The organism is Lysobacter sp. ESA13C (assembly GCF_019970005.1).
Taxonomy (GTDB): Bacteria; Pseudomonadota; Gammaproteobacteria; order Xanthomonadales; family Xanthomonadaceae; genus Lysobacter; species Lysobacter antibioticus_B.
This window is the reverse complement of record NZ_JAHXYK010000003.1, coordinates 485,375-510,235: the sequence shown is the minus strand read 5'-3', so window position 1 is coordinate 510,235 and position 24,861 is coordinate 485,375. Positions and strand designations below refer to the sequence as shown.

The window sequence follows — 24,861 nt, the reverse complement described above, 5'->3', positions numbered from 1 at the left end:
CTCCCTCGCCACAACGCGCGGCGATCCGGGATCGTCGCAATGTGTGTGTTCTCGCGCAAGCGCGGCCGCAGTCAACTCCGTCGCCCATCCGCCCGCGGCCGCGGCGTTTACTCGGGCGGCGCGTGCCCCATCGCCGCGGCGACCGCCTCGGCCAGCATCGCGCCGGTCACCGGTTTGCGCAGGAAGCGGTCGATGCCGGCCTCGCGCGTCTGCGGCTCGGCATCCGGATCGGTGCGTGCGGTCACCGCGATCAGCGGCCGCTCGAAACCCTGCGTGCGCAACTGCCGCGCCAGGTCCAGGCCGTTGAGCCCGGGCAGGTCGAGATCGAGCAAGGCCAGATCGAAATGCCCCGTCGCCACTTCGGCCAGGGCGGCCAGCCCGTTGGCGACATGGGTCACGCGATGGCCTTGCGCGCGCAGCAGGCCGGCGATGACTTCGGCCACGGTGGCGTCGTCTTCGACGAGCAGGATCGCGCGCGGTTGCGAACGGCGCGTCACCGTCGGCGCGGCCTCCGAATCGGTGCTCGGCGGCGGCGGCGCCACCGGCAGCAGCGGCACGTCGAAGATGAAGCGCGCGCCCTGTCCGGGTTCGCTCTGCACCGCGATATGCCCTTCCATCGCCGCGGCCAGCTCCTGGCAGATCGCCAGGCCCAGACCGCTGCCGCCGTAACGCGCGGCGGTGCGCGCGCCTTCGGCCTGTTCGAAGCGGCGGAACAGCCGCGTCTTCTGTTCTTCGTTCAAGCCCGGGCCGGTGTCGACGACTTCGAAACGCACGCCCTGCGGCGCCAGCGCGTCGACGATCAGGCTGACCTTGCCGTGTTCGGTGAACTTGATCGCGTTGCCAAGCAGGTTCAACAGGATCTGGCAGACACGGCTCGGATCGCCTCGCAGGCCCTGCGGGGCGCTCGAAGTGATGACGACATCGAAGGCCAGCCCGCGCTGACGCGCGAGCGGCTGCATCAGCCCGGTGACTTCGTCGACCAGCCCGCGCAGGTCGAACGGCCGGTCTTCGAGTTCGAGCTTGCCCGATTCGATCCGGGCCAGGTCAAGGGCGTCGTTGACCAGCCGCAGCAAGTGCTCGCCGGCGCGGCGGATCGCCTCGGTGTAACTGCGTTGGCGCGGATCGAGCGGCGTGTCCAGCAGCAACTCGCTCATGCCGAGCACGCCGGTCATCGGCGTGCGCACCTCGTGTCCCAGAGTGGCGAGGAACCGGGTCTTCGCCAACGACGCCTGTTCGGCGAGTTCGCGTTTGTGCACGGCCAGTTGCCAGTCGCTGCGGCGGCCGAGGCGGCGCCGGTACACCAGCGCGCCGATCCCGAGCAGCAGCAAGGCGATCAATACGAAACCTACCTGGGCCCAAGTCGCGCGCCACCACGGCGGCTTGACGTGCAGGGTGAAGGCAACCGGATCGGACCAGATACCGTCGGCGCCGGCGGCCTTCACCTGCAATCGGTATTCGCCCGGCTCCAGACGCGAGAACACGCGCTCGCCGTTGGCGCGCTGTTCGATCCAGTCCGGGTCATAGCCGCCGAGCTTGAAGCGGTAGGTGTGCGAACGCGGATCGAGGAAGGACATCAGCCGCGCGACCACGCGGAAATCGCGATCGTCGGATTCCAGTTGCACGGTGTCGCGCTGGACCGGCAACGACCACTCGTCCTCTTCGCGGCGCACACTCAGGCTTTCCAGCGACAGCCGCGGCGGCCGCGAACGCGGGAACGGCGTATTGAGGTCGAACAGCACCAGGCCGTCGAGCGACAGGGTCGCGGCGATGCCCTTGGCGCCGCGCTGCGGCGCGGTGCGGTTCAACTCGACGTTGGGAATGCCGTCGCCGAGACCGAACAGACGCAGGCGCTTGTCCTTCGGCGAGACCAGCAGCAAACCGCGCGAGGTGGTCGCCCAGACCATGCCGGCGTCGCTGACCAGCAAGCCGGACACGCTGGTGTCGGGATAGCCGGCGCTGTTGTCGATGCGTTGCTCGAACGCAAGCTGGCCTTCGGCCCAGCGATACGATTCCAGCGCGCCGTTGCGCGCGATCCACAACCGATGCGGGCCGGCGAAGGCCATCGCCTGGACGTCGCCGAACGCGCCGCCGGGCACGGCGACGAAGCGCTTGCCGTCCCAGCGCCGCAAACCGGCGGTACCGGCGAACCAGGGCTGCTCGTCGGGGCCGACCACGAAGGTCGCGGCGCTGGTGGTGAAACCGGCGGTGGAGAACACGCGCTCGATCTCGCCGGACGGCAGGCGCTCGCCGGCGGCGCTGTAGCGGCGCGCGCTGCCGTCGGAGAACCACAGCCACAGGCCGCCGTCGGGCAGTTCGTGCAGGAACCACACCGTGGTGCCGAGTTCGCCGGCGCCGAACGGCCAGTTGCGCGCCTGGCGCGTAGCCGGGTCGAACAGGCTCAAGCCGCTGGAATGGCCGATCCACAGCTTGCCGTCGGGCCGCAGATACAGGGTATGCATCCACTTCAGGCCGAGCTGTTGGTTGTCGGCGACCGCTTCCAGCACGCGTGAATCGCGGCGCAGGCGATACAAGTCGGTCGCCGACAGCATCCAGAAACCGCCTTCGCCGTCGGGCGCGATGTCGCGCACGTCGAGGCGGTCGATCTGGATCCCGCCGACCGAGGTGATCGAAGCGAAACGATTCCAGTCCGGCGGCAAATAAACCAGCCCCTGCGAATAGGTCACCAGCCACAGCCCGCCTTCGCCGTCGCGCAGCATCTGCTGCAGGCCGCTGCGGCGATCCCAGATGCCGTCGCCGGCATCGTCCTGCAACAAACGCGCCTCGCCGTCGCGGTCGACGCGGTAGAGGCCGGCGGTGGTGCCGATCCAGCGTCCGCCGGACTGATCGCCGACGACGATGGCATTGGTGGTCTGTTCGCCGAGCGCCCACGGCGCCGGGGTCATGCGGTCGTCGGTGCCTAACCGGAACAGGCCGCGCTGACTGCCGACCCAGATCGAACCGTCGGTTTCGCGCGACAGCTCGCCGATGCGCACGCCGGCGGTCTCGTCGCGGCCGATCGGGCCGAAGCGGCCGCGCTCGAAGCGCACCAGGCCATGCATGGTGCCGACCAGCAAGCGGCCGCGATCGTCGCTGAGCAACGCTGTCACCGGTCCCGGCGGCAGGCGTTCGCCGGCGCCGACGCCGGGGGTGTAGCGCGACAAGCGGCCATCGGCGTCGATGCGGCACATCTCGCCGTCGTAGGTCGCGGTCCAGATCGCGCCGTCGGGGGTGCCGGTCATGTAGGAGACATCGTCGCTGCACGAAGCGTCCTGGCCTTCGAAGACGACGCGGACGAATTCCTTGCGATCGCTGCCGAGCCAGCTCAGGCCGTCGCGGCTGGCGACCCAGACGCGGTCGCGGCCATCGACGTAGACGTCTTCGATCATATTGTCCGGCAGCGAACCGGACAGGCCGATGATGTGGCGCCAGACCGTGAATTCGACGCCGTCGTAGCGCGCCAGGCCGTCTTCGGTCGCGATCCACAGATAGCCCTGGCGGTCCAGGTCCATGCTCACGACCGACTTCGGCAGCCCCTGTTCCTGGCCGTAACGGCGGAAACGCGGCGTTTCGGGAAGGCGTGCCTCTGCCTGCATGGCGAACAGCAACATCAGCAGACACAGACAACGTCCCAGCACGGGTTCCTCCTGGACCGCGAGCGAAGCCCCCGGTGCGGTCGAGCGCTATCGTCGCAACGGCTTACCGCAGGCGCAAGCGCGCCTCATTGTGCGACATCCGTCCGGTTCATCGAAACTCCCGGAACAGTATGCGCGGGCCGCAACTGCGCATCGTGTCACGATTGCGTCCGTGCCGGCGCCGCCGAAATCAATGCTTCGCCGCCTGCACCGCGGCCACGGTGTCGGCGAGCATCGCGCCGGTCACCGGCTTGCGCAGGAAGCGATCGAAGCCGGCCTCGCTCGCCTGCGGCTCGGCATCGGCGTCGGCGCGCGCGGTCACCGCCACCAAGGGGGCCGCGAACCCCTGCGCACGCAACTGGCGGGCGAGGTCGAGGCCGGTGATGCCGGGCAGGTCGAGGTCGAGCAAGGCCAGGTCGAAACGCGCCGTACTGACTTCGGCGAGCGCCGCCAGGCCGTTGGCCACGTGCGTCACCCGATGGCCCTGGGCGCGCAGCAGGCCGGCGATGACTTCGGCCACGGTCGGGTCGTCTTCGACGAGAAGCAAGGCCAGCGGACCGATCTGCGGCCCACGCGTCGCGGTCTCGGGCGATTTCGTGCCCACCGGCGGCTCGGCGTTCGGCAACGGCAGCTCGAAGACGAAATGCGCACCCTGGCCGGGTTCGCTGTGCACGGCGATATGCCCTTCCATCGCCGCCGCCAACTCCTGGCAAATCGCCAGGCCCAGGCCGCTGCCGCCGTAGCGCGCCGCAGTGCGCGCACCGTCGGCCTGCTCGAAGCGGCGGAACAAGCGCGCCTTCTGTTCTTCGTTCAAGCCCGGGCCGGTGTCGGCGACCTCGAAACGCACGCCCTGCGGCGCCAGCGCGTCGACGATCAGGCTGACCTTGCCTTGTTCGGTGAACTTGATCGCGTTGCCGAGCAGGTTCAACAGAATCTGGCAGACGCGGCTGGCGTCGCCGCGCAGGCCGCGCGGCGCGCTCGGCGCGATCAGCACTTCGAAGGCGAGCCCGCGCTGCTGCGCGAGCGGCCTCATCAGTTCGGCGGCCTGTTCGATCAGGGCGCGCAGATCGAAGGACTCGTCGGCGAGTTCGAGCTTGCCCGATTCGATCCGGGCCAGGTCCAGGGCGTCGTTGACCAGGCGCAGCAAATGCTGGCCGGCACGCAGGATCGATTCGGTGTAGCCGCGCTGGCGCTCGTTCAAGGGCGTATCCAGCAGCAACTCGCTCATGCCGAGCACGCCGGTCATCGGCGTGCGCACCTCGTGACCGAGGGTGGCGAGAAAACGCGTCTTCGCCAGCGAGGCCTGCTTGGCGACTTCGCGTTCGTGCTCGGCGGCCTGCCAGGACAGCCGACGTTGCAGGCGGCGCCGGTACGAGGCGGCGATCCACCACACCAGCAAGGCGACCAGCCCGGCCAACGCAGCCAGCGCCGGCGGCGTGCGCCACCACGGCGGGCGCACGTTGAACTCGAGGGTGCGCTCGACCGCAGCATTGCCGTTGGCGTCGACCGCGCGCGCATGCAGCACGTAGCTGCCCGACGGCAGCCCGGCGAACACGCGCTCGCCGCTGTTGCCGACCGACACCCAATCGCTGTCGTAGCCTTCCAGGCGGGTGTAGTAACGATTGGCCTGCGGATCGTCGAACGACAGCAAGCGCAATTGCACGCGCATCTCGCGGTCGTCCGGCGCCAGCGACGGAATCGTCGCGTAGCGCGCCGCGCGCGTCGCCCCCGCCGGCAGCGACGAGCCCTGCAACGGCAACGGCACCCAGCGCCCGTGCCGGCGCACGTCGAGCTGATGCCACTGCAGCCGCGGCTGGCGCGGAGGCGGGTCGGCCAGTTCGGTATCGACCAACACCACGCTGCCATCCGACAGCGCCGAGGCGAGCACGCCGCCGGGGGTCATGGTCGAACCGCGGCGGATGAATTCCTGGCTGCTCATGCCGTTCTGCACACCGAAGTGACGCAGCTGCCGGTGCTTGGGGTCCCAGCGGAACAGACCGCGCGAGGTCGGCATCCAGATCCGGCCGAGGCGGTCGCGGAACAGATCGGTGGCTTCGACCGCGGGAATGCCTTCGGCGACGCCGATCTGCGCTTGCAGGCGCCACTGCTTGCCGTCGCGGCGATAATGCTCGAGTCCCTTGAGGGTCTGCAGCCACAGACTGTCGGCAGCGTCGAAAACGAAACCGAACACGCGCTCGCGCGGCAGGCCTTGCTCCGCCTGCATGCGCTTGCCGGCGGCATCGTGACGCAACATGCCCTGCCCCGAGGCGACCCACAGCACACCGTCGGGTGCGAGCTTCATCGAGCCCAGGTCGCCGACGCCGATGCCCTGCTCGGGCCCGACCAGGATCGTCGACAAGACCTTGCCGGTGTCGGTGTCGCGCTGCTGCAGGCCCTGGGTCAGGAACGAAATCCACAGCGTGCCGTCGCGCGCGATCAGCATCCGCTCGGGTTCGCCGTTGAGCGCCGGTTCGGGCGTGTCCACGGTCCAGTCGCGCCAAACGCCGGAAGGGTCGATCCGCACCACGCTGTTGCGGCTGGTCGCGACCCACAGCCGGCCCTTGCGATCTTCGACCGCGGCATTGGGCACGCTGTGGCCGATCGAATCGTGCGGCCCGTCGCTGACCGGCTCGACCACGCCGTCGGCGCCGAGGCGTTCGATTTCGCCGCGCGCGCCGAGCAGCCACAGCCCGCCGCTCGCCGACGGGGCGAGCGAGGGATAGAGCTCGCTCGACAAGGTGCCGCGCTCGCGCGAGTACTGGGCGATGCGGCGCCAGTCCGAACGGAGATAGCCGACGCCGGTGCCCGCGAACGGAAACCAGAACGAACCGTCTTCCTGGCCGACGATCTGCTGCACCGGACGCGCCGGCCGCGCAGGACCGAGCGTCGCCGGCACCGGCACCGCGTTCGGCGCAACCCGCCAGATGCTGCGCTGGGTGCCGAGCCAGAAGTTGCCGCCGCGGTCGGGCGCCAGGGTCAGCACCGCATTGAGATGGCCGAACATCACCGAATAGTCGGGATCGGTCCAGCGGCCGTCGCCTTCGCGCCGGTACAGGCCGGTCTTGGTGCCGACCCAGAGTTGATCGCCGACCGGGGTGACCGAGAAGATCCACGGCGCCGGCTCTTCGCCGGGCACGGCGACGCGTTCGAAATCGCTGCCGGTCCAGCGCGCCAGCCCCTTGAAGGTGCCGACCCACAGATCGCCGCGGCCGTCGTAGGCCAGCGACAGCACCGTTTCCGCCGGCAGGCTGCGCAGGTCGCCGGGCTTGGGCGCGAATCGGGTGATGCGGCCGTCGCGGTCGAGCCGGTGCAGGCCGCCGCCGTAGGTGCCGAACCAGACCTCGCCGTTGCGGCTGGCGACAGCGAAGGTGTCGTCGCTGCCGATCTCGGGGCGCTCGGCCTGGCGGTAATGGACGAAGCCCTCGCGCTTGCTGTCCATCATGCTCAGGCCGCGGCCCTCGGCCGCGACCCAGATGCGGTCGCGATCGTCGACCGAAACCAGGGTCAGGTCGTTGCCGGGCAGCGAAGCCGGGTCGCCGGGCGTATGCCGCCAGACCTTCATGGCGATGCCGTCGTAACGCGCCAGGCCGTCGGTCGTGGCCAGCCACAGGTAGCCGGCGTGGTCGAAGGCCATGCCGTTGACCTTGCTCGACGGCAGCCCGTCGGCGACGCCGATGATGCGCGCGCGCGGCACTTCGGGCACGGCCGCCCCGGCCGCCCAAGAGGCGCCCAGGCACAGACAGGCGGTTAGCAGCGCTCGCAGCATTCGGTTCCTTCCCCGGGTGGAACGCGGCGTCCCAGCGCCCGTCTTGTTCGTTCCGTCGGGCACTAGGCTCGGCGATACCGCCTGTACGAAGCAAGAGGCAGGCCTCGCGGAGGCCGAACTCCCGGGCGGGCAGGCGGTCGAAACGGATCGTTGCGCGTGCTTAGACACGACTTTGCGCGGCTGTGCCTAGAATCCTCCCGAACCTTGCCGGAGCTGTCATGCCTCTCACCCGCCGTTGCGCCGTCGTCCCCGTCGCGCTCGCCGTCCTGCCGCTCGCGCTGGCAGCGGCCGCAGCGCACGCGGCCGAGCCGCAGCGCTACGGCCTGGACCCGGTGCACACGCGGGTGATGTTCGCGGTCTCGCATGCCGGTTTCTCCCAGGCCATCGGCACGGTGTCCGGCGCCAGCGGCAGCTTGTTGTTCAACCGCGACGACTGGCGCAGCGCCAAGCTCGAGGTCAGCGTGCCGTTGGCCCGGCTCGACCTCGGCGACGCCAAGTGGAACGCCGCCACCCTCGCCGCCAACCTGCTCGACGGCAAGCGCCATCCGCTCGCCCGGTTCGTTTCCGAAAGCGTCGAGCCGCTGCCGGGCGAGGGCGAACACCCGTCCGACCGGGCCCGGGTCTGTGGCGCCCTGAGCCTGCACGGCATCACCCGCCCGCTGTGCATGGACGTGCGTCTGAATGCCTATAAGCGCCACCCGTTGCCGCCGTTCCGCCACACCGCCGGCTTCTCGGCGACCGCGCGCCTGAGCCGCGCCGAGTTCGGCATCGACGCCTGGAAGTCGGTGATCGGCGACGAGGTCGAGCTGCGCATCGAAGCCGAAGCGGTGCGCAACCAACACCTCGATGCCGAGCCCGGCGCCCCGGCCGACAGCGAACCGATTCCCGACCCAGGCCCGCCGCCTTCGCCGACCGACACCCCGCCCGACCCCTCTTCCAGCGCAGCCACGCCCGAACCGGAGCCCCGCCGATGACTCTCAAGAACACCGCCGACCGCTGGGGCCCGATCAGCCAGTTGCTGCACTGGGCGGTCGTGCTGTTGATCGCCGCCATCGCCATCATCGGCCTGACCATGACCGACATGAGCAACGGCCCGTCGAAGATCAAGATCTACGCGCTGCACAAGTCGCTGGGCCTGACCCTGTTGAGCCTGGTCGTGCTGCGCCTGCTGTGGCGCTTGTATGCCGGCACCCCGCGCCCGGTCGCGGGCACGCCGCACTGGCAGGAGCGCATCGCCTCGCTGACCCATTGGGCCTTGTACGCGCTGATGTTCGCCCTGCCGATCTCCGGATGGGTGTTCAACTCTTCTTCCGGTTACCCGCTGCAGTATTTCGGCTGGTTCAACCTGCCGCGCATCGCCGAACGCAGCGAAGACCTGTCGCGCCTGAGCCACGACATCCATGAATACGGCTTCTGGTTGCTGCTCGTCCTGGTCCTGGCGCATGCCGGCGCCGCCTTCTATCACCACCTGTTCCAGAACGACGCCACCCTGACGCGGATGCTGCCGGGCCGTCGCAAACCGCAGCCGGTCCTGGCCGCCTCGCCTTCCCCATCTCTCTCGCAAGTTCCGGAGCACCCCGATGCCGATTAAATCCCTCGCCCTGGCCGGCCTGCTGTTCGCCGCCACCGCGCCCGCGCTCGCCGCCGACTACGTCCAGCAGACCGGTTCCAGCCTGACCTTCGCCACCAAGTACCAGGGCGAAGTCTTCGCCGGCAACTTCCCCGGCTTCACCGCCCGCCTGAGCTTCGATCCGGCGCAGCTGAACACCTCCAAGCTCGACGTGGTGATCCCGCTGGCCGGCGCCAACACCAAGAACAGCGAGCGCGACGACACCCTCAAGGGCGTGGATTTCTTCAGCATCGCCAAGTTTCCGCAGGCCCGTTTCACCGCAACCAAGTTCCGCAGCCTGGGCGGCAACAACTACGCCGCCGACGGCAGCCTCAACCTGCGCGGCGCGACCAAGCCGGTGACCCTGACCTTCACCTGGGCCGCCGGCGCCAAGCCGGTGTTGACCGGCAAGGCCACCGTCAAGCGCCTGGATTTCGGCGTGGGCGGCGGCGATTGGGCCGACACCTCGATCATCCCGAACGAAGTCGCGGTCAGCACCAAGGTGATCTTCGCTCCGGCGAAGTGAGTTTGGCGGCGCGCCGCAATGGCGCGCCGTAGCGAGCATGTGCTCGGGCACCAGCCGTTGCCGTTGCCGTTGCCGTTGCCGTTGCCGTTGCCGTGATTTTGATCTGCTTTGCCGCTTTACCGGTCAAGCGGAGACCCGGAGGGCGCCGCACAGGACGTGCGGCGTTTTTCGATAAGACAAGGACGTCTTATCGAAAAATCCCGGCGCGCGCATCGCACTCGTGGCTTGTGCCCTTGCAAGGAGAGCCCTTTTCTTTGGTTACCTTTGACCGAAGGGAATCCAGACGGACTTTTGGGCTTAGCAAAAGAAAGTAACCCGGCCGCGTAGCGGACGGAAGCTCTGCACTTGCTTATGGCGTTCATACAAACAAGATCAAACGCTAAAAGCTTCCGCCACTAAAGCGGCGGGTAACTTTCTTTTGTCTAAAGCAACAAAAGAAAGTCACCAAAGAAAAATGCTTTTGTTTTGAATCACAGGCCCGCACGAGCGATGCCGACGCAGGGATTTTTCATACGGGACATCCATGTCCCGATGAAAAACGGCGCGCATCCCTGCGCGCCGCCCTCCGGGTCTTCGATTGCCTTCGCTAGTGCTCGGCTGCGCACAGCAACAGCCTTGGCCGTGGCCGTGGAAGAACATCAAATCCGGATTTCAATAATGTCCACGCTGAGGAGCGTATGGTCGCTCAACCCCCGACATACGACAGCCGAGAGCCAGTAGACGCAACTCGGTCCCTCACCCCTCACCCGTCCGCCCCAACAACAGTGCCACCGCCGCCGCATCGAACGGCCAATCCAACTCCACCCCACCCGCCTCATCCCGCAATACCGGCACCCGCATCCCGTACAGCGCCTCCAGGCCCTCGTCCTCGTCGATGAAGACGCTCTCGAACTCGGGCGCGCGGGCCTGCGCCAGCACCTCCAGCGCGAGATCGCACAAGTGGCAGTCGTCGCGCTGGAACAGGGTCAGGGCGGGAGCGGTCGTGATCACGGCAATGCGGCGCAGTATGGCGTCGGGAACAGGTCGACCTGCGTAGAATAAGCGGCTCCGCGCCTCCCGCGGCATCGCGGTCCGGATGCCGGCGGCGCGCGGTCCGCCAGCATCGTCCGACTTCTTCCTTCGTTGGAGCAGCAAGCCCGTGGCAGTCAGCAGTTTCGACCTGTTCAAGATCGGCATCGGCCCGAGCTCGTCCCACACCGTCGGCCCGATGCGCGCCGCCGCGCGCTTCATCGAGCGCTGGCTCATCGAAGGCTGCAACAGCGAAGCCGAAGGCGCCGACCTCGCCCGCACCGCGCGCGTGCGCGCCGAAGTGTTCGGCTCGCTCGCGCTGACCGGCCGCGGCCACGGCACCGACAAGGCCGTGCTGATGGGGCTGGAAGGCCATTGGCCGAACCTGATCGATCCCGACATCATCCCGGCCGCGCTCGAACGCATCCGCAGCACCAAGCGCATCCGTTTGTTCGGCCGCCACGAGATCGGCTTCGACGAGAAGCACGATCTGATCATGAACAAGCGCCAGAAGCTGCCGTTCCACACCAACGGCATGCGTTTCACCGCCTACGACGCGGCCGGCGAAGTCATCGCCACGCGCGACTACTACTCGGTCGGCGGCGGCTTCGTGGTCAACCAGGACGAAGCGGCCGAAGACCGCATCGTCGCCGACACCACCGATCAGCCCTATCCCTTCCATTCCGGCGACGAGCTGTTGGCGCAGGCGCAACGCAGCGGCCTCAGCATCGCCGAGATGATGATGGCCAACGAGCGGGTCTGGCGCAGCACCGAAGAAATCAACGACGGCCTCGACGCAATCTGGAACGCGATGCAGTCCTGCGTCGCGCGCGGCATCCGCGAAACCGGCACCCTGCCCGGCGGCCTGCACGTTTCGCGCCGCGCGCCGGCCTTGTTCGACGAACTGTCGAGCAAGCCCGAAGCGGCGATGCGCGATCCGCTGACCGTGCTCGACTGGGTCAACCTGTATGCACTCGCGGTCAACGAAGAGAACGCCGCCGGCGGGCGCGTCGTCACCGCGCCGACCAACGGCGCCGCCGGCATCATTCCCTCGGTGCTGCACTACTACGACCGCTTCTGCCCCGGGGCCAACCTGCAGGGCGTGCGCAACTTCCTGCTGACCGCGGCCGCGGTCGGCATCCTGTACAAGGAAAACGCCTCGATCAGCGGCGCCGAAGTCGGCTGCCAGGGCGAGGTCGGCGTGGCTTGTTCGATGGCCGCGGCGGGTTTGGTCGGCGCCCTCGGCGGCACCCCGAGCCAGATCGAGAACGCGGCCGAAATCGGCATGGAGCACAACCTCGGCCTGACCTGCGACCCGATCGGCGGCCTGGTGCAGATTCCCTGCATCGAACGCAACGCGATGGGCGCGGTCAAGGCGATCAACGCCTACCGCATGGCCATGCGCGGCGACGGCAAGCACAAGGTCAGCCTCGACAAGGTCATCAAGACCATGCGCGACACCGGCCGCGACATGCAGGACAAGTACAAGGAAACCTCACGCGGCGGCCTGGCGGTCAACGTCATCGAGTGCTGAGGCCGGGATGAGCGCGATGCGCTGCATCGTGCTGCCCGGCATGGACGGCACTGGCGAACTGCTGTCGGATTTCGTCGCGGCGATGGCGCCGGCCTTCGACACCGAGGTCGTCGCCTACCCGCGCGACCGCATCCTGGGTTACGAGGAACTGGCCGAACGGGTGCAGCCGCGGTTGCCGGCCGACGAACCCTATCTGTTGATCGGCGAGTCGTTCTCCGGCCCCATCGCGATCCGCCTCGCCGCATCGAAGCCGCCGCGGCTCGCCGGCCTGGTGTTGTGCGCATCGTTCGCCCGCGCGCCGCGGCCGCCGGGCTCGCCCTTGAACGCCGCAACGCTGGCGCGGCTAGCCGGGCTGCTGCCGCTGGCCCGCATGCCGACGCGCTGGGTCGCCGCAACCATGCTCGGCCGCTGGTCCTCGCCGCAATGGCGCGCGCGCCTGGGCCCGCTGCTGGCTTCGCTCGATCCGGCAGTGATGCGCCATCGCCTGCGCGAAGGCGGCGCGGCCGACGTCACAGAGGCCCTGGCCGAGATCGCCTGCCCGCTGCTGTTCCTGCGCGCCCGCCACGACCGCCTGGTGTCTCGCGACAGTTGGCGGCGCGTCGCCGAGGCCCGGCCGGACGTGCGCTGCATCGAGATCGACGCGCCGCATTTCCTGCTGCAGGCCCGCGCGCCCGCTGCGGCGGCAGCCATACGCGCCTGGCGCGACGAGTTCGCGAGCGCAGGCGGCGACTGAGCCCCGGCCCGCAACGGCGCGGCCGGCCTCGCAAGGCAGTTCGGCGGCGTGGAAGCGCGGCGAGTACCTGGTCGAAACGCTCGGCCATTGCGGCGAATGCCACAGCCCGCGCGGTTGGCTCGGCCAGGTCGACCGCGACCGCCCATTGACCGGCAACGACGAGCTCGGTCGCCTTGCCGCGCCCGACCTCACCCCAACCGGTCTGGCGGCGCGAGGCTGGGACCGCGCGAGCCTGCGCGCTTATCTCGCCACGGGCACCGCAGTGCCAGCGGTGGCCTCGGACGAAATGCTCAAGGTCGTGAACCTGTCGACCACCCGGCTCGACGGCAAGGACCTCGGTGCCATCGCGACCTATCTCACCGGCGATTCGCCCCGCCCGGCCACGACGCTTGCGCATCCGGCCGTCGCCTCGCCTGCGAGGATCGTTATTTCGCCTTATGCGCCGGTTGCCACGGCCGCGGCGGCCACCGGCCCTGCGCGGCAACAGCAGCCTCCGCGATGCGAATCCGCACAACCTGATCGCCGCCATCCTCGACGGTTTGCCCGAGCACGACCTCCCGGGCTTGGAACGCATGCAGGACATACCGGGCTTCGGTGAGCAACTCGACGACGCCCAGGTCGCCGAACTCGCGAACTGGCTGCGTAGCCGTTACGGCGGCCGCACCGAGCCGGTGTCGGCCGAACGGGTGCGCGCACTGCGCTCGGCAACGTCAGAGTCGGGGCATCGCTGAGTCCCGCGGGCGCTCAAGCCCTCGCCGCTCGCGAACCCACCGGCATCAGTCGTCGTAGGCCTGGGTCGATGGCGTTTCCACGATGCGCGGATCGTCGGGGCGGGTGGCGTAGTCGCGCGGGCTGACCAGCTTCATCGCGCAGTCCGCCGGATCGCCTTCGATCAGGATCGCGGCGCCCCGCAGTTGCACGTGCACGGCCTGCTTCGAACGCCGGCCATCGCGGGTGAAGTAGGTCGCGCGATGGCCGCGCAGCACCACCGCGTTGGCGCCTTTTTCCTGCGCCACCTCGGCGAGACGGTTGAAGGCCAGCCGGTAACTCACCGGCGTCGGCATACGGTCGATCGTGCCCTCGCTGACCCGGCTGCCGGCTTCGATCTCGACCGTATCCAGCTTTCGATGGGGGCAGCTCGGCGCTTCGACGATCACCGGCGGCGTCGCCAAGGCCGGCACCGCCCCCATCAAACCGCATATCGCCACAGCGCCCAACACTCGCAGATCCATGCTCGTCCCCTGGTGGCCGGCCGTGCGCCGGAAGCCTCGGACTATAGGGGCAAGCGGCGCGGCGATTTGTAACAGATCTCGATGCTGTCGCCCGGGCGTCGGCTTGGCCGATCACCGCCGCGAGGACGCGGCTTGGATTTTCCCCTTCAAGGAGAAGCGCCGGTGCGCAAGCCCATCCTCGCCGCATTGCCGGCGCTGCTCGCGCTGTCGTCGGGCGCTGCCGAACCGGCGGCGCCCCTCGTTCGGCCTGAAACCCGAAGGCTTCGGCTATCCGCGATCAATCGCGATCTCGCCTCGGCCGAACTCAAGCCGAAACATCGCACACTCGACCTTGATCGAATTCGACGAACTCGACCGTTCGCCGCAAGTCGAAGCGCCCGAGCGCTTCAATCGCCGCCGCCTCGAAGCGCTCGGCGCGCCTCGTGGTCGCAGCTTGTGACCGAAGTAAATCCAATCGGACCCCGCTCCTACCCCCAAGCCGTCGCAGCCGTACGATTACCGTCGCCGTCGCCGTCGCTGTTGCTGTTGCTGTTGCTGTTGCTGTTGCTGTGCGCAGCTTCGCACTAGCGAAGGCAATCGAAGACCCGGAGGGCGGCCTGCATGGATGCAGGCCGTTTTTCATCGGGACAGGGACGTCCCGTATGTAGAGCCCTGCGTCGGCATCGAACGTGCGGGCCTGTGATTCAAAGAAAAGCATTTTTCTTTGGTTACTTTTCTTTTGTTGCTTATGACAAAAGAAAGTAACCCGCCGCTTCAGCGGCGGAAGCTTTTGGCGTTTGATCTTGGTCTTGCTTGAGAGAAACGCAGCAAACCCGAAACAACGCGGTCGCGGCTTGCGCCGCTCCTACCCGACAAGCTGCGACCGCCATCGGCGCGACATTGACAAGTCGCGAACACGCGTCGCCGGCACCGCCCCTCATCGACGCCCGCGGCACCGCCGCAATCTCGCGCACTCCCGATGCTGCACTGCGCCATAGCGCGCGACTGTCGCCGACAATGACCTGCGATGGGCAGTAATGTCTTTGAGACATCCCTCTATGTCACTGTTTTTCAAGATCAACAAGTTTCGTTTCGCGCTGCGACGCAGCAAATTCCTTTGCATTCGGCGAACGTTGTCATGGCGTTCTGTGAACCAGAGCGCAAAGGCTTGAATGACGAGTTGACAACGTTGTCACACGAGCCCAGTTTGCCCACCAGCGAGCAGGCGCCCGTCCGGGCGTACCCAACGCAGCGTCATCGCAGGGAGGATGCCGAGGGATCGCGGCGCAGCCGCACAGCGACACCGCGTACGACCGGCCTATCGCACCGGTCGCGCCGCCACGGCGGCAGTACGCCGCAGGACCGCAGCACAGCACACGACGGCGCGAGCGCCGATCACTCGAGGAGGCACGAGCCTCCCATGCAGGACGGAAGGCCACGGCCTTTTTTCAAACACGGCGGGGAACTGCCGCTGGCCGGTCATGGCCGGCACTGTCTTGACTATGCACGGGAGAGAGGAAGCATCATGAGACACGCACGGTCCGCCAACCTGCTGTTGCTGTCCGCCATGTTCGCCGCGTCGTCGCTATCGACGGCGTATGCGCAGGGCGCGTCCTGCACCGGGGTTCCTGCCTGGAACCCATCCACGATCTACAACGCCGGCGACAAGCTGACGTACCAGAACCATCTCTATCAAGCCGCCACGCAGATCTGGAACACGCCGCCGACGCATTGTCCGAGCTGCGGCTGGTACGTCGACCTGGGCGTCTGCGGCACCGGCCCCGGCAATCAGTCGCCGACCGTTTCGCTGACCGCGCCGAGCAACGGCGCCAACTACAACGCCGGCGCCAACATCGCCGTCAGCGCCAACGCCGCCGACAGCGACGGCAGCATCGCCAGCGTCGAGTTCTTCCGCGGCACCGCTTCGCTCGGCGTCGATACCAGCTCGCCCTACGGCGTGAGCTGGAACAACGCGACCGCCGGCAACCACAGCTTCACTGCAGTGGCCAAGGACAACCAGAACGCGACCACTACTTCGTCCGCGGTCAGCATCACCGTCGGCGCCGGCCCCACCGACACCACGCCGCCGAGCGTGCCGAGCGGGCTGTCCTCGCCGTCGCAGACCTCCAGCAGCATCTCGCTGGCCTGGAACGCATCGACCGACAACGCCGGCGGCAGCGGCGTGGCCGGCTACGACGTTTACCGCAACGGCAGCCTGGTCGGCTCGCCGAGCGGCAACAGCTATGTCAGCAGCGGCCTGGCGGCCAGCACCAGCTACAGCTTCACCGTGCGTGCGCGCGACAACGCCAGCAACGCCTCGGCGCAGAGCGCATCGTTCAGCGCCACCACCAAGCCGACCGGTCCGGGCGGCAGCAAGAAGGTGATCGGCTACTTCGTCCAGTGGGGCATCTACGGCCGCGGCTACCGGGTCAAGAACATCGACACCAGCGGTTCGGCGGCGAAGATGACCCACATCAACTACGCCTTCGGCAACGTCCGCAACAACCGCTGCGAAGTCGGCCTGACCGTGCCTTCCGATCCGAACACCGGCGTCGGCGGCGACGCCTTCGCCGACTACACCAAGTCCTTCCCGGCCGGCGAAAGCGTCAGCGGTGTCGGCGACACCTGGGACCAGAAGCTGCGCGGCAACTGGAACCAGCTCAAGCAGCTCAAGGCCAAGCACCCGAATCTCAAGGTGCTGATTTCGCTCGGCGGCTGGACCTGGTCGCGCGGCTTCTCCAGCGCGGCGCGTCCGGAGAACCGCCAGGCCTTCGTGGCTTCGTGCGTCGACGCCTACATCAAGGGCAACCTACCGGTCACCGACAGCGCGGGCGGCCCGGGTGCGGCGGCCGGCGTGTTCGACGGCATCGACATCGATTGGGAATACCCGGTCGCCTGCGGCATTTCCTGCGGCGCGCCGGAGGACAAGGCCAACTTCAACGCTCTGATGGCCGAGTTCCGCAAGCAGCTCGATGCGGTGCGTCCGGGCCTGTTGCTGACCGTCGCCGTGGGCGCCGGCATCGACAAGATCCGCGTCACCGACCCGGCCGCGTATCACCAGTACCTCGACTTCATCAACGTGATGACCTACGACTTCCACGGCGCGTGGGATCCGAAGACCAACCATCACTCGGCCCTGTTCGCCTCGCCGAACGATCCTTCGACCGGCGACCAGAAGTTCTACAACTCCAACGACGCCATCGAAGCCTTCCTGTCGCGCGGCGTGCCGGCCTCGAAGCTCAACCTCGGCATCGGCTTCTACGGCCGCGGCTGGACCAACGTGCCCAACGTCAATAACGGCCTGTACCAGAGCGGCACCGCGGCACCGGGCACCTACGAAGCCGGCATCGAGGACTACAAGGTCCTCAAGAACCTCGCCGGCACCGTCCACACCGACGCCAACGCCACTGCGAGCTGGAAGTACAACGGCACCACGTTCTGGAGCTACGACACCCCGGCCGTGATCGGCCAGAAGATGACCTACGTGAAGGCGCAGAACCTCGGCGGCGCATTCTTCTGGGAGTTCAGCGGCGACGACGCCCAGGGCAGCCTGGCCACCGCGGTCAGCGACGGTCTGAAGTAAGGCGGCCTGAAGTAAGACGGCATGAGGTAATCCGCACCCGACAATGCCCTCTCCCCTCGCGGGAGAGGGCTTGCGGATGAGGACATCGAATCGCGCTTCCCACCGCAGGTGGATGCCGCAACCGTTCTACGCGACACGTTCTACGAAGGCACGCCGCTTGGCGCGTCCTCGGTACAGTTTTGCAAAGCCGCGGCGAGCGATACGTCGCGGTGATATGCAACGGAGCGCCGATCATCCCCCCGATCGGCGCTCCGATTTCGTTTTTGGGGGGCGCAGTCCACCGCCCCCTTGTAGGAGCGGCGTGAGCCGCGACCGCGGGATGTGCAGAGGCTGCGCCGCTGCCCTTATTCATCGAGGCCGCAGACTGTCGCGAGGGTAGGAGCGACGCGAGTCGCGACCGCGTCGCGGCGATTGCTGCGTGTCTTACCGCAGAGCGATGTAGCAACTTCAAGAGTAGAGCTTCCGTCCGCTGACGCGGCCGGGTTACTTTCTTTTGCTAAGCCCAAAAGAAAGGTAACCAAAGAAAAGGGCTCTCCTTGCAAGGGCACAGGCCACGAGTGCGATGCTGTCGCCGGGATTTTTCGATAGGACACCCTTGTCCTATCGAAAAACGGCGCACATCCTGTGCGCCGCCCTCCGGGTCTCCAGTTGACCGGCAAAGCGGCAAAGCAAATCAAAATCCCGGCAACGGCAACGGCGAATCTCGCTCTAGGGGCAGGAGCGGCGCCCGACTGGATTTCCTTCGGTCACAAGCCGCGTCCGCGCAACCACGATCACGGCGCCGGCAGCCGCGGATTCGCGGTCGCGGCTCGCGCCGCTCCTACCCAAAAGCCTCAAGCAAGCCGTCGCGCTGTTGCTGTTGCTGTTGCTGTTGCTGTTGCTGTGCGCAGCATCGCACTAGCGAAGGCCATAGAAGACCCGAAGGGCGGCGCGCAGGGACGCGCGCCGTTTTTCATCGGGACAGGGATGTCCCGTATGAAAAATCCCTGCGTCGGCATCGAGCGCGCGGGCCCTTGACTCAAAAAAAAGCATTTTTCTTTGGTTACCTTTCTTTTGTTGCTTATGACAAAAGAAAGTAACCCGCCGCTTTAGTGGCGGAAGCTCTTGGCGTTTAATCTTGGTATTGCTTGATGGATGCGCCGCAAGACCGAAACACTGCGGTCGCGGCTCGCGCCGCTCCTACCCCTGCGAAAGCTTGTCGCTTCGATGGGCGTCATCGGCATTGCGCTCTCTGCGCGTCCCGCGGTCGCGACTCACGTCGCTCCTACAGAGGTCTCGGACGGCACCGACACAAATCCGCGACGACGTCTTCGCGGCTTGTGATCGAAGGGAATCCAGTCGGACGCCCCTCCTACCCGTGCAAGCGGCAGGCTACGGCACCCCACTCACCCCACCAGACGCAACACATCGTCCAGCAAACCGGCGGCAGTCACTTCCGCGCCCGCGCCCGGGCCCTGGATCACCAGCGGCTGCACCTTGTAGCGATCCGACCAGATGGCGACCTTGTTGTCGGTGCCCGCACCACCGGCCAGCGGATGGTCGCCCGGCAAAGATTCCAAGCCGACCCTCGCCGAAACGCGGCCATCCTCGCCGCGTTCGAGGCGGGCGATGAAGCGCAGCTTCTCGCCGTTCTTGTAGGCCTCGGCATAGCGCTCGCGCAAGGGCGCATCGAGCGCCGGCAGCGCCGCGTCGACGCCGTCGCGCGACAGAATCGCCAGCTCCGGCGGCACCAGCGAGGACACTTCGACGTCGCCGGCGTCCAACGCCACGCCGGCGGCGCGGGCGAGAATCAGCAGCTTGCGCCGCACGTCTTCGCCGGACAGGTCGTCGCGCGGGTCGGGCTCGGTGTAGCCGGCATCGCGCGCCTGGCGCACCAGCGCCGAGAACGGGCGCATGCCGTCGTAATGATTGAACAGCCAGGCCAGCGAGCCCGACAGTACGCCGGCGATGGCATGGATGCGGTCGCCGCCAGCCTGCAACTCGCGCAGGCTGCGCAGCAGCGGCAACCCGGCGCCGACGGTGGCGCTGTCGCCGTAGCCGCTGCCGCCCTGCGCACAGGCTTCGCGGATCGCGCGCCAACGCGTCAAGGACGTGCCCTGGCCGATCTTGCAAGCGGTGACCACATGGATGCCTTGCGCCAGCCACTGCGCATGCTGCTCGGCGACGGCCTCGCTGGCGGTCGCATCGATCACCACCCGCGCGCCCTCGCCTTCGAGCGCCAAGGCGATATCGCTCAGCGAACTGGCCTGCGCCGAATCGGCCAGGGCGGCGACCGCCCGCTCGGGCGCGATGCCGTCGAGGCCGACCGCGGCGCGGCGCGAGTTGGCGACATGCACCAGCGACAGGCGCTCGCCGAGCGCGGTGCCGCGCCACGAGGCCAGCCGCGCGATCACCGCGCCGCCGACCGTGCCGGTGCCGAGCAAGGCGACCCGCGCCGGCGCGGCGTGGGCCGCGGCGGCAGTCGAGCGCGGCCGCGCCTGCGAAACCTGCCCGTGCAGGGCGCTGGCCGCGACGCTCATCGTTTGACGCGCGCCGCCGTGGCCACCGCAGCGGCGGCACGTTCGAGCGCGGCTTCGAGATCGGCGACCAGGTCGTCGACGTGCTCGATGCCGATCGACAGCCGCAGCAGGCCGTCGCTGATGCCGGCGGCGGTGCGCGCTTCCAGCGACATCGCGGCATGGGTCATGGTCGCCGGATGCGCGATCAGGCTTTCGACGCCGCCCAGCGATTCGGCCAGAGTGAAACAGGTCAGCCCTTCGACGAAAGCCCGCACTGCATCTTCGCCGCCTTCGATCTCGACGCTGAGCATCGCGCCGAAGCCCTTCTGCTGGCGCGCGGCGAGTGCATGCCCCGGATGCGATTCCAGGCCTGGGTAATGCACCACGCGGACGGCCGGATGGTTGTCGAGCAGGGTCGCGATGGCCAGGGTGTTTTCCTGGTGCACGCGCAGGCGCGCATCGAGGGTGCGCAGGCCGCGCAGGGTCAGGAAGGCGTCGAACGGCGAGCCGGTCAGGCCGAGCGCATTGGCCCACCAGGTCAGCTGCTGGTGATGCTCGGCGTTCTTGGCGACCACGGCACCGCCGACGACGTCGCTGTGGCCGTTGATGTACTTGGTGGTCGAATGCACGACCAGGTCGGCGCCGAACGCGATCGGGCGCTGCAGCGCCGGCGACAGGAAGGTGTTATCGACCACGGTCAGCGCGCCCTGGGCGTGCGCGGCCTCGATCACGAAGCGCAGGTCGGTGATGCGCAGCAGCGGGTTCGACGGGGTTTCGATCCAGACCACGGCCGGCTTGGTCGCCAGCGCTTCGGTCAGCGAACGCGGGTCGGTCAGGTCGGCGGTGATCAGCTCGAACGCGCCCTTCGCCGCCAGCGCATTGAACAGGCGCCAGCTGCCGCCGTAGCCGTCGTGCGGCACCACGATGCGGTCGCCGGGCTTGAGGAAGGCGTGCAGCACCAGGGTGATCGCGGACATGCCGGTCGAGGTGATGACGCCGCCGGCGCCGCCTTCCAGTTCGGCCAGCGCTTCGCCGAGCAGGTCGCGGGTGGGGTTGCCGCTACGGGTGTAGTCGTATTGGCGCTTGTCGTTGAAGCCGGCGAAGCTGAAGTTCGACGACAGCACGATCGGCGGCGTCACCGCACCGTAGGCGGTGTCGCGGTCGATGCCGGCGCGCACGGCGGCGGTGCAGGTGCTGCGGGTGGGGGTCGTGCTGGGGGTCGTGGTCACTGGTGCCGCTCCGTTGTTCTGAATGCTCATGCGGCCACCTGCGTACAGTCGGCCAGCGCTTCGCGCAGGATGGTGTTGATGTCGGATTCTTCTTTCAGGCACGCGTCGTGCCCGTAGATGGAGCGCAATACGCGCAGGCGGGTTTCGCCGCGCAGACGTTCGATCAGGTCGTAGGACTCGCTGAGCGGGATCAAACGATCCTCGCTGACCGCAACCACAGTGACCGGCACCCGGATCGTCGAGGGATCGATCTGCTGCAGGTCGATCGATTCGGACAGGCGCAGGAAGGCGGTAGTCGGAGTGCGCGCGACGTACTTGTTGCCGCAATGGTCGAGGTAGTCCTCGGCGGCGACGCGGACGCGGCCGTCGCGGACTTCGGCATTGCCGAAACGCTCGGCGAATTCTTCCGGGGTGCGATAGCTCAGCACCGCCAGTTCGCGCGCCAGCGCCAGGCCCTGGCTTTCGTCGCACTGCAGCGCGCCCAGCGCGACCGCACGGCGTTGCAGCGCACGCCAGGCGGCGGCATAGGGATGGGCGCGGTGAGTGCCGCTGATCGAGACCAGTTCGCCCAGGCGCGAAGCATGCCGCGAGGCGAACTGCAGGCCGACCATGGCGCCGTAGGAATAACCGATGAAAGCCTGCAGGCGCTCGATGCGCAGCGCGTCGAGCAACGCGGCGATGGCGTCGGCCTGGTCGGCCGGATCCAGCGCCACGTCGAGGGTGCCGTCGGCACCGATCCAGTCGAACGAGATCAGGTAATGCTGGGACGGGTCCAGCGAACGGCCATGGCCGACCTGGCTCTGCCACCAGCCCTGCTCGCCGAACTCGCGGCTCGGCGCGAGGTGGCGATGGGCGGAAATGCCGCCGGCGACGAACAAGGCCGGCAGGCTGCGGTCGCCCTGGGTTTCGTAGCGCAAGGTCAGGCTGCGGCGGCCGGAATGGCGCAGATCCAGTTCGACGGCGATCTCGCCTCGGGTGGCGGCGGCACGGCCGGTGCGCTCGAACACGTCGGGGGAAACGATTGCGGGCGACGCATAGGAAACGAAGCTGTCGCTGCGTTCGAACGTGGCGGCGGGGCTGTTGGCGAAGCTCATGGCGGTCATCCGAAGTGAACGGGCCCACCGAGCTTGCAAGTCGCAAGTGCGCCGGAAGCGCACTTCGCAACCATCTTCCGACCAACGCCATGAGGCGGGCCGCAGGAATTGGCACCTTCACGCAGCTTGCGCTGCGTTGGGTTGCCCCGGCTTCTAAGGGCCTGTCCCTCAGCCGGTCTCGATGGATGGCCTCAGTCTGCCGACCGGCGGAAGGCGTGTCAATCGCTTCATCCGCATATAGCGATTTATCATGTAGCCTCACTCGACCTTCACGGTCGCCGCCCCGTTGCCACCGCCCGCGCATACACTTGGAATGATGAATAGCCGCCTCGTTGCCGCCGTCCTGACCACCGTCCTGCTGTCGGCCTGCGCCACCCGCCCCGTCCTGGAATCGGAAACCCGCACCACCAGCGCCGGCCCGGCCGGGGTGCGGATCGTCCCCGAACGCTTCGTTTCGGCCGAAAGCCCGGAGGACGAACTCGATTCGCTGGCGACCTGGCCGACCGAGAACGGCGCCACCTGGCTGATCGCCAGCGCCAAGTCGACTCATCGCCTGGCGGTCTACGACGCCGACAGCGGCCAACGCCTGCGCACGGTCGGCGCGAAGGGCCAGGCGCTCGGCCAGTTCAAGCGCCCGAACGGGCTGACCGTGTTCGGCGATCACCTGTTCGTGGTCGAGCGCGACAACCACCGCGTCCAGGTGTTGCGCCTGCCCGACTTCGCCCCGCTCGGCAGCTTCGGCGACGCCGAGTTGCGCAGCCCCTACGGCGTGTGGCTCAACGAGATCGCCCCGGGCGAGCTCGAGGCCTACATCACCGACAGCTTCATGTACGGCGACAAGTTCGACCGGGTGCCGGCCTTGACCGAGCTCGATCAGCGCGTGCGCCGCTACAAGATCCACTTCGACGATGGCGATGCGATGCGCAGCGAGTACGTCGGTTCCTTCGGCGACACCACCGAGGACGCCGCCCTGCGCGTGGTCGAATCGATCGCCGGCGACCCGGCCAACGACCGCCTGCTGATCGCCGACGAAGACGACCGCCATCTCTCGACCCTGCGCGAATACACCCTGGCCGGCCGTTACACGGGCCGTCGCCTGCCCGACCGCAGCTTCGACGCCCAGGCCGAAGGCGTGGCCTTGTGGAGCTGCCCGAACGGCGCCGGATACTGGATCGCCGTGGACCAGCTGATGCCGCGTACGATCTTCCATGTGTTCGACCGCGTCACCCTGGTGCCGCAAGGCAGCTTCAGCGGCGAGGTCACCGCCCACACCGACGGCATCGCCCTGCACGCCGCCGGCACGATCGCGTTCCCGACCGGGGCCTTGTATGCGGTGCACGACGACCGTTCGGTGACCGCGTTCGACCTCGGCGACGTCGCCCGCTCTCTGCAACTGCAGTCCGGCTGCCTGAACTGACACTCTAGCTACCTATTCCACGCCGCACCGACGCCGTCCTTCGAACCCGACCATGCCGCGCCTTTCCGCCCTGCTCGCCACCTGCCTTTGCGCCAGCCTGCTCGCCGTACCGGCGGTGCAGGCGGCCAAGCTTTACCGCTGGACCGACCGCAGCGGCGTCAGCCATTACGGCGATCGTCCGCCGGGGGCGGCGCCGCCGTCGGAAGTCCAGGTGATCCCGTTCCGCGCCGAACCCGGCGCGATCGCGCGCCTGCGCGTGCAGCAGGACGGCGACCGCTACCTGGCCTGGGCCGACAACAGCCTGTCCGGGCCGATCGAAGTCCGCCTCGACTTCACCCACAGCAATAACATCGCCGGCTCGCCCTCGTTACCCGCCTACGCAACCGTGGCCGCGCGCGGCAGCGCCGTGGTGGCGGTGCTCAGCGCCCAGGACCCGACCCGCGGCGGCGACTTCGAATTGAGCCTGCGCAGCACGCCGGGCGACCCGGCAGCGCGCGCGCAGAACGTCGATTACCTGCTGCCGTTGCAACAGCAGCAATTCCGCATCGACCAGGGCTATGGCGGCCATTTCAGCCACACCGAACCCGAACACCGCTACGCCGTCGATTTCGCCGCCGACATCGGCACCCCGGTGCTGGCCGCGCGCGACGGCTCGGTGATGCAGGTCGAGTCCGATTTCGACAAGGCCGGGCTCAATCTGGAAAAGTTCAGCGACCGCGCCAACTTCGTCCGCATTCTCCACGACGACGGCAGCATGGCCCTGTACGCCCACCTCAAGGCCGACGGCGGCGTGCTGGTCCGCACCGGCCAGCGCGTGCGCGCCGGCCAGCAGATCGGCCTGTCCGGCAACACCGGCTTCAGCACCGGCCCGCACCTGCATTTCGCCGTACAGATCAATCGCGGCATGAAGCTCGAATCGATCCCCTTCCGCATGAGCGGCCCGCAAGGCCCGCTGCGGCTGAGCGGCGGCACGCGCTGAGGCTGTCCGCCTGCGATGGTCGATGTAGGAGCGGCGTAAGCC

18 protein-coding genes and 1 riboswitch are annotated in these 24,861 nt (G+C 68.0%); of the genes, 11 read left to right on the top strand and 7 right to left on the bottom strand.

The annotated features are described in order from the left end of the window. Nucleotides 1-107: 107 nt before the first annotated feature. Entirely contained in the window at nucleotides 108-3,635 is a 3,528-nt protein-coding gene (locus LC490_RS08330; protein ID WP_223619868.1) for an ATP-binding protein, read from the bottom strand. Between the two features lie 187 nt (nucleotides 3,636-3,822). Beyond that, nucleotides 3,823-7,398, bottom strand: a complete 3,576-nt coding sequence (locus LC490_RS08325) for a hybrid sensor histidine kinase/response regulator (RefSeq protein ID WP_223619867.1) — start codon at nucleotides 7,396-7,398, stop codon at nucleotides 3,823-3,825. A gap of 218 nt (nucleotides 7,399-7,616) precedes the next feature. Between LC490_RS08325 and LC490_RS08320 the strand changes: the two genes are divergently transcribed. From LC490_RS08320 to LC490_RS08310, 3 genes are read left to right on the top strand one after another with little or no spacing between them, the layout of a single operon-like run. Continuing rightward, on the top strand, nucleotides 7,617-8,372 hold the full coding sequence (locus LC490_RS08320; RefSeq protein WP_223619866.1) for a YceI family protein: 756 nt from the start codon (nucleotides 7,617-7,619) through the stop codon (nucleotides 8,370-8,372). Next, on the top strand, nucleotides 8,369-8,989 hold the full coding sequence (locus LC490_RS08315; protein ID WP_081930640.1) for a cytochrome b: 621 nt from the start codon (nucleotides 8,369-8,371) through the stop codon (nucleotides 8,987-8,989). Before LC490_RS08320 ends, LC490_RS08315 begins: the two co-directional genes overlap by 4 nt. Next, on the top strand, nucleotides 8,979-9,533 hold the full coding sequence (locus tag LC490_RS08310; RefSeq protein ID WP_031370983.1) for a YceI family protein: 555 nt from the start codon (nucleotides 8,979-8,981) through the stop codon (nucleotides 9,531-9,533). The genes LC490_RS08315 and LC490_RS08310 overlap by 11 nt, the downstream gene beginning before the upstream one ends. A 735-nt stretch (nucleotides 9,534-10,268) precedes the next feature. On the opposite strand, the gene LC490_RS08305 is transcribed toward LC490_RS08310, so the two are convergent. Next, complete coding sequence (locus LC490_RS08305) at nucleotides 10,269-10,502, bottom strand: glutaredoxin family protein (RefSeq protein ID WP_223619971.1); 234 nt, start codon at nucleotides 10,500-10,502, stop codon at nucleotides 10,269-10,271. Between the two features lie 169 nt (nucleotides 10,503-10,671). Here LC490_RS08305 and LC490_RS08300 point away from each other — a divergent pair, with 169 nt between their 5' ends. The 3 genes from LC490_RS08300 (at nucleotide 10,672) to LC490_RS08290 (ending at nucleotide 13,539) form a co-directional block, all read left to right on the top strand. Further along, nucleotides 10,672-12,075, top strand: a complete 1,404-nt coding sequence (locus LC490_RS08300) for an L-serine ammonia-lyase (RefSeq protein WP_057970771.1) — start codon at nucleotides 10,672-10,674, stop codon at nucleotides 12,073-12,075. Nucleotides 12,076-12,082: 7 nt separating this feature from the next. Next, nucleotides 12,083-12,808 carry an alpha/beta hydrolase gene (locus LC490_RS08295; RefSeq protein WP_223619865.1) on the top strand — a complete coding sequence of 242 codons (726 nt, stop codon included), beginning with the start codon at nucleotides 12,083-12,085 and terminating at the stop codon, nucleotides 12,806-12,808. Between the two features lie 437 nt (nucleotides 12,809-13,245). Continuing rightward, nucleotides 13,246-13,539, top strand: a complete 294-nt coding sequence (locus LC490_RS08290; RefSeq protein ID WP_223619864.1) for a cytochrome c — start codon at nucleotides 13,246-13,248, stop codon at nucleotides 13,537-13,539. A gap of 45 nt (nucleotides 13,540-13,584) precedes the next feature. Here LC490_RS08290 and LC490_RS08285 read toward each other — a convergent pair whose 3' ends face one another. After that, nucleotides 13,585-14,040 (bottom strand): hypothetical protein, encoded by a 456-nt coding sequence (locus tag LC490_RS08285; RefSeq protein WP_223619863.1) that lies wholly within the window; start codon nucleotides 14,038-14,040, stop codon nucleotides 13,585-13,587. A 103-nt stretch (nucleotides 14,041-14,143) separates the two neighbouring features. Between LC490_RS08285 and LC490_RS08280 the strand changes: the two genes are divergently transcribed. From LC490_RS08280 to LC490_RS08265, 3 genes are all read left to right on the top strand, one after another. After that, complete coding sequence (locus LC490_RS08280) at nucleotides 14,144-14,479, top strand: hypothetical protein (RefSeq protein ID WP_223619862.1); 336 nt, start codon at nucleotides 14,144-14,146, stop codon at nucleotides 14,477-14,479. A gap of 1,107 nt (nucleotides 14,480-15,586) precedes the next feature. Continuing rightward, the gene (locus LC490_RS24580) at nucleotides 15,587-17,602 is read left to right on the top strand and encodes a glycosyl hydrolase family 18 protein (RefSeq protein WP_343223011.1); all 2,016 of its coding nucleotides are present in this window, start codon (nucleotides 15,587-15,589) and stop codon (nucleotides 17,600-17,602) included. Nucleotides 17,603-18,250: 648 nt separating this feature from the next. Next, nucleotides 18,251-18,619 (top strand): hypothetical protein, encoded by a 369-nt coding sequence (locus tag LC490_RS08265; RefSeq protein WP_223619861.1) that lies wholly within the window; start codon nucleotides 18,251-18,253, stop codon nucleotides 18,617-18,619. A gap of 368 nt (nucleotides 18,620-18,987) precedes the next feature. On the opposite strand, the gene LC490_RS08260 is transcribed toward LC490_RS08265, so the two are convergent. From LC490_RS08260 to LC490_RS08250, 3 genes are read right to left on the bottom strand one after another with little or no spacing between them, the layout of a single operon-like run. Further along, the gene (locus tag LC490_RS08260; protein ID WP_343223006.1) at nucleotides 18,988-20,121 is read right to left on the bottom strand and encodes a homoserine dehydrogenase; all 1,134 of its coding nucleotides are present in this window, start codon (nucleotides 20,119-20,121) and stop codon (nucleotides 18,988-18,990) included. Next, complete coding sequence (locus LC490_RS08255; protein ID WP_223619860.1) at nucleotides 20,118-21,329, bottom strand: O-succinylhomoserine (thiol)-lyase; 1,212 nt, start codon at nucleotides 21,327-21,329, stop codon at nucleotides 20,118-20,120. Before LC490_RS08255 ends, LC490_RS08260 begins: the two co-directional genes overlap by 4 nt. Nucleotides 21,330-21,355: 26 nt before the next feature. Further along, nucleotides 21,356-22,423, bottom strand: a complete 1,068-nt coding sequence (locus LC490_RS08250) for a homoserine O-succinyltransferase (protein WP_223619859.1) — start codon at nucleotides 22,421-22,423, stop codon at nucleotides 21,356-21,358. 67 nt (nucleotides 22,424-22,490) lie between these two features. After that, nucleotides 22,491-22,611: riboswitch (SAM riboswitch) on the bottom strand. A gap of 128 nt (nucleotides 22,612-22,739) precedes the next feature. Between LC490_RS08250 and LC490_RS08245 the strand changes: the two genes are divergently transcribed. Next, on the top strand, nucleotides 22,740-23,840 hold the full coding sequence (locus LC490_RS08245; RefSeq protein WP_223619858.1) for a phytase: 1,101 nt from the start codon (nucleotides 22,740-22,742) through the stop codon (nucleotides 23,838-23,840). Nucleotides 23,841-23,892: 52 nt separating this feature from the next. Then, nucleotides 23,893-24,819 (top strand): M23 family metallopeptidase, encoded by a 927-nt coding sequence (locus LC490_RS08240; protein WP_223619857.1) that lies wholly within the window; start codon nucleotides 23,893-23,895, stop codon nucleotides 24,817-24,819. The last annotated feature ends 42 nt before the right edge of the window (nucleotides 24,820-24,861 follow it).